Origin of the sequence: Kitasatospora sp. NPDC059088 (genome assembly GCF_042738155.1) — a bacterium.
Lineage (GTDB): Bacteria > Actinomycetota > Actinomycetes > Streptomycetales > Streptomycetaceae > Kitasatospora.
Genome location: NZ_JBHYGR010000020.1, coordinates 96,966 through 101,354 on the forward strand (window position 1 = coordinate 96,966; position 4,389 = coordinate 101,354).

Consider the following 4,389-nt stretch of genomic DNA (forward strand, 5'->3'; position numbering starts at 1 on the left):
CCTTGATTTGGGGCGGGCAGCGACTTTGTTTTAAATCCGACTGGTGTTGGGGCGGAAAAAATCTGGTATGTGGGATTTTTTTTTGTGTGGTCCGGCTCTCATGCCCCATGAGAGCCGCAACATTCTTTTAGCTGTTGCCAACCTTCATGGTGCTGTGGTCAGTTGGTGGCGACACCTCGTGGATCTCGCTCAGGGAGGCTTAAGTGTGCACGTTCGGGTGTTCTGCTCGGCTGCAAGATAGGTGTGCTGCGTGCCGCCGGATCGGGGTCGGCAAGTGAGCGCTGGCGGCGCCGGCATTCCCCGACTCCAGGATCTGGCCTACATCGAGGTGGCGGCCCAGGCGGTCGCCGAGGGGTGCACCTTCGAAGAGATCCGTTGCGCACTGGTCGGTCAGGCAGCAAAGGTTGCTCGAGAGAGTGACACTGACGGTTCGTTCGACGAGCGCAAGTGGGACCGAGTGCGGGCCGATGGGAAGCGCCATGTGCACAACACGGTCGACGTGCTCAAGGAGCTGATGCGGCTCGGGTGGGTTGAACGACACATCCTTCCCTCGACGCCCAACTCCGCCTACGCCCACTCGGATGTGACGTTCAGGCTGACCGAGAACGGCGTCGAGTGGACCGACCTGGTCGGTCGTGACCGTCTGGCCGCCTACAACGCTCTGATTGGCGTGCTGCTGAACGCGCATCCGCAGTTCGAAGGTTTTCTGCGGCTGGTCGGGGCACGGCCGGACCGCCTCGCCACCCACTTCACGATCCCATTGCTCAAGTTCGACAGCCGTACGCACCACTCCCACCAGGACTTCCTCGGCGACTTCGTCGACTACGCGGTGGATGCGGCCGCTCAGGGAAGTCTCGGCTGGGGAGCCACCCGTGAGGTGATCGACCACGGAGTGCGCGGGTACGTCGGTCGAGCCGAACAACGCCTGAGCGCCCGGGAGCGGGTCATGAGCCGCAAGACCTTCATCACGACCTGCGAGGAGGCGATGGTGCGGCTGGCGTTCAGCGCTGCCGGCTGCAGCCTCGACTACATCAGCCATGAATTGCTGCGCCGCTGGACCAGGTTCCTCGGGCTGACCAACTTCAGCTACTACGCGCCCGGGCCGCCCGCCCTTCGCTTCTGGGCGACGTCCGAGGTATCGGGTCATGGCAGGGACGTGGCCATCCGTCGGTCGGTCGGCAGGGAGGCCCGTCAGGCCGCGCTGGAGGCGCTGCCGAAGATATGGCTCCGCCAGCGCGGCGACGCCGCGGGCGACATGTACCTCCCGGTCTGGAGACTCCGGGCGGCGGTCTGCTGGCACCAGCGGATCAGCGACGACGAGTTCGATGCTGCCATCCTCGGCGCCCTTCGGGGGGACTATCCCGACCTCGGTTTCCGGGTTCACCTGGACCAGGCGACCCACGGCGCGACACCGCCCTCCACCAGGCCGCTGGTGATGTCTGCCCAGGGTGGCATGCCCCGCGTGTTCAACATCATCCGCGTCGATCCGACGCACTAGTACGAGGAGGTCCGTGTCTGATGACCACACCTGCAACGCTGCCCGGTCCCGTTTGGATGAAGAAGCGCTGGAGCCTGCGCAACAACCCGTTCCCGATCACGGGGATCGCCCGGCTGGGCGGCTCGGACCTCAGGGAGAACGGGCTGTTGTACGAACCGGACGTCAACGCCGAACAACTCCAGGAATCGATCAACAAGTTCGTCCTCGGTGCTGCGTACTCCGGGCTCAAGTTCGGCTACCTGTGGTCGACAGGCACTGCCCCGGGAGACTCGGACGCCCGCGGTTTCGGCAAGTCCGTGCTGATGCAGCACCTGACCGGGCTGCTCAACAAGGACTTCGGCAGGACGGCCTACCTCTCGACCGGGCTGGACGAGGAGGATGCCGCCGAAATTCCGATCTGCGGCCTGCTGACCAGCTTCGACACTGCGCAGATCCGTTCGCTCAGCGCGGCGCTCTTCACAGCGGTCGAGTACGCCACGGACTTCCGGGTAGGTGACGAGCCGACCCTCGCCCAGCGGCTACGGCTGGAGCTGATAGCGCGGGCCGAGAGTGACGATCCCCGGGCGCTGCTCAAGGTGGTGGCCGACGTCCACCGGTCCCTGCGGGGACGAACGCTGGGACCGCCCGACGACAAGCTGATCGTGGCGCTCTGTGACGAGGATCCGAACATCGCGGCCGAGTACCTCGACCGGATCAAGCCGGCCTCGCGCACACGCAACGGTGCGGTCTACCTCGCGACCTTCCTCCTGTTCGCGTCAGCCGCGGGGATGAAGCACGTCCTGCTGTGCTGCGACCAGTTGGAGGACCTGGCAAGCACCACGATGGCCAGGGCTAAGCGAGATCTGGAGACAGAACGCTTCCGCGACGTCATTGTGGAGACCCTGCCGATGGCGGACATGCTCAGTGTGGTCGTCACCATGCACCCCAGGGCCGCGCTGACCATCGGGACCGCCTGGGAGCTGGCCGACCTCCCGAGCTTCGACACCACGGCGGCGAATCAGCGCAGCACAGTGATCTTGCCGGGCCTGCGGAATGTGGCGGAGGCGGGCAAGCTGCTGACCAGGTACCTCGATGCAGCTGTGAAGCCCGGCTCGGCGAGGACGCCCGGTGACCTCTACCCGTTGACCAAGGCGGCGGTCTCCGAGCTGTTCGGCAGGTCGAACCGGAAGCCGCGTGATGTGCTCCGCAAGGCTCACGTTGTGCTCGACGCGGCGGCCGCCGAGAACCTCGACGGCATCGACGTGGCTGACGTGCGCCGCTTTCTCGACACTCTCAACTCCGCTGTCTCCGATGACCCCGGGGTGGGATTCCCCGCTGGTCCGGTGGCGCTCGACTGGAGCCGCGGATGATGCGGGTGCCGACGTACCGGCGTGACCGCCCAGGAGAAGTGCGTTGAATGTGGCTGGCCTCGGAACGGATGACGAGGACCCCTGCGATGACTGCGGATCGGCGCTGGGAGTGTGGGAGCTCAACCGCTGTGGTTGCCGCGGCCCGATCGGACGTAGCCAGGCGGACATCCTGTACGCGGTGGCCTGCTCCGTTGCCGCACCCGTGCATGTGAGGGACTTGGCGCGCCTGGCCCAGCTCGACCACGATCGCCGAATCGCGGAGGCGTCCGCGAAGGTGGCGGTCGCTGGTGACCGGCGGTTCTGCTGGGCCGGAGCGGGGGTGTACGGCCTCTACCGGCACGGACCGATGCCCGGCCCGCGGTCCCTCGAAGATGCCGGCCGGCTCGTACTGGCGGCGGCCGATCGACCGTTGACCGTCGCCGCGCTCGACTACTGCCTCAAAGGATTCGGTTACCGGTACAACGTGGCATCGCTCCGCAACGCGCTGCGGCAGTCCTCCCGGATCGAGAGCCGGTCGGACGGCCAGTGGTGGACCCCGCGTGGGCCGAATGCCGAGCAACTGCTGCTCGCCGAGGTTCCGGCCGTCCCTCGGCGCAGGGATGCGGACTGGGTGCGCCTACGGAACCGGCTGGCCGCCAGGATAGCGGCGGCCCTCACCGACCGGGACGAGCGCCTTCGAGGCCTATCGGGCTCCCGCCCGCGTGGCCTGGATTGGGGCGAACAGCTGACACTCCTGACGTGACGCCTCGCCCTGCGGCGGCTGAGCCTGGCGGTGGGCTGAACAACTGGGGGCGCAGAGAGTGGACGTAGACCTCCTGGGCTGCGGCGGAGCGCTTCGTCGGCTGGGTGCTGGACAACGCTGGAAAGGGGTGAACGCAGCCAGGACGGCACCACGCGCCTTTCGAGACGGTGCCGATCCCACCAGGGGCTACGCGGGCAGTACCTTACGTCTCCTTGGTGTGGTTGTAAGGGCGATCGTCCTTCGAGTCGGGCTCCGGGATGTCCTGTGGGACGGACCGATGTCGGGCAGCGAGGGAGGGCAGGTCGACGGTCGTCCGGGTGCCCGTTGTGTGAGCGTCCGCCTGCTGAGTGCGGGACCTGTCACCGGCTAGGACGGCGTGCGAAAGTGTTGCTATTCGGGGGCATTGGATCCGATCGGTGGTGCCGACGGAGCGGTGCGGCGCTGCGGCCGTTGCTCGGTGCCTTCCGGTCCTGGGATTGAGCCGACGATCCAGCACGCGCCGTTGTTGCTGTAGCCCTGCTGCACGAGTCGGGAGTGTGCCGCCCGCTCCGACTCAGCTTCACCGGCCCCTGGGTCGTCCGGTCCGCGCGGACCTCGAAGCCGAATGCATCCCTTGAACCGGGGTGTTGCAACGACTCCTAGTGTCCTGAGTCCTTGATCCGTCGGATGTATCCAGCGAGGGATTCGAGGATCTGGTCAGCGGTCTTGGTCCAGACGTAGGGCCGGGGGTCGGTGTTCCAGTCGGCGACCCAGGCGCGGATGTCGCGTTCGAGGGCCTGGACGGAGCGGTGGACGCCGCG

3 protein-coding genes and 1 pseudogene are annotated in these 4,389 nt (G+C 66.7%); 3 read left to right on the plus strand and 1 reads right to left on the minus strand.

Going from position 1 to position 4,389, the window contains the following annotated elements; genetic code table 11:
- Window positions 1-274: 274 nt before the first annotated feature.
- Genes ACFWXO_RS12135 through ACFWXO_RS12145 form a run of 3 tightly spaced genes read left to right on the plus strand, consistent with a single transcriptional unit; the run spans window position 275 to window position 3,589 of the window.
- On the plus strand, window positions 275-1,498 hold the full coding sequence (locus tag ACFWXO_RS12135) for a hypothetical protein (protein ID WP_380523445.1): 1,224 nt from the start codon (window positions 275-277) through the stop codon (window positions 1,496-1,498).
- A gap of 20 nt (window positions 1,499-1,518) precedes the next feature.
- The gene (locus ACFWXO_RS12140) at window positions 1,519-2,847 is read left to right on the plus strand and encodes a hypothetical protein (RefSeq protein WP_380523447.1); all 1,329 of its coding nucleotides are present in this window, start codon (window positions 1,519-1,521) and stop codon (window positions 2,845-2,847) included.
- Window positions 2,848-2,890: 43 nt separating this feature from the next.
- Window positions 2,891-3,589, plus strand: coding sequence for a hypothetical protein (locus ACFWXO_RS12145; protein ID WP_380523449.1), 699 nt, complete (start codon window positions 2,891-2,893; stop codon window positions 3,587-3,589).
- A 638-nt stretch (window positions 3,590-4,227) separates the two neighbouring features.
- Here the strand turns inward: ACFWXO_RS12145 and ACFWXO_RS12150 are convergent.
- A pseudogene (locus ACFWXO_RS12150) lies at window positions 4,228-4,389 on the minus strand (IS630 family transposase); the annotation flags it as partial.

What these genes read in the sequence shown, in the direction of transcription:
- ACFWXO_RS12140 (WP_380523447.1), top strand. Translation starts at nt 1,519, where the DNA reads ATGACCACACCTGCAACGCTGCCCGGTCCCGTTTGGATGAAGAAGCGC.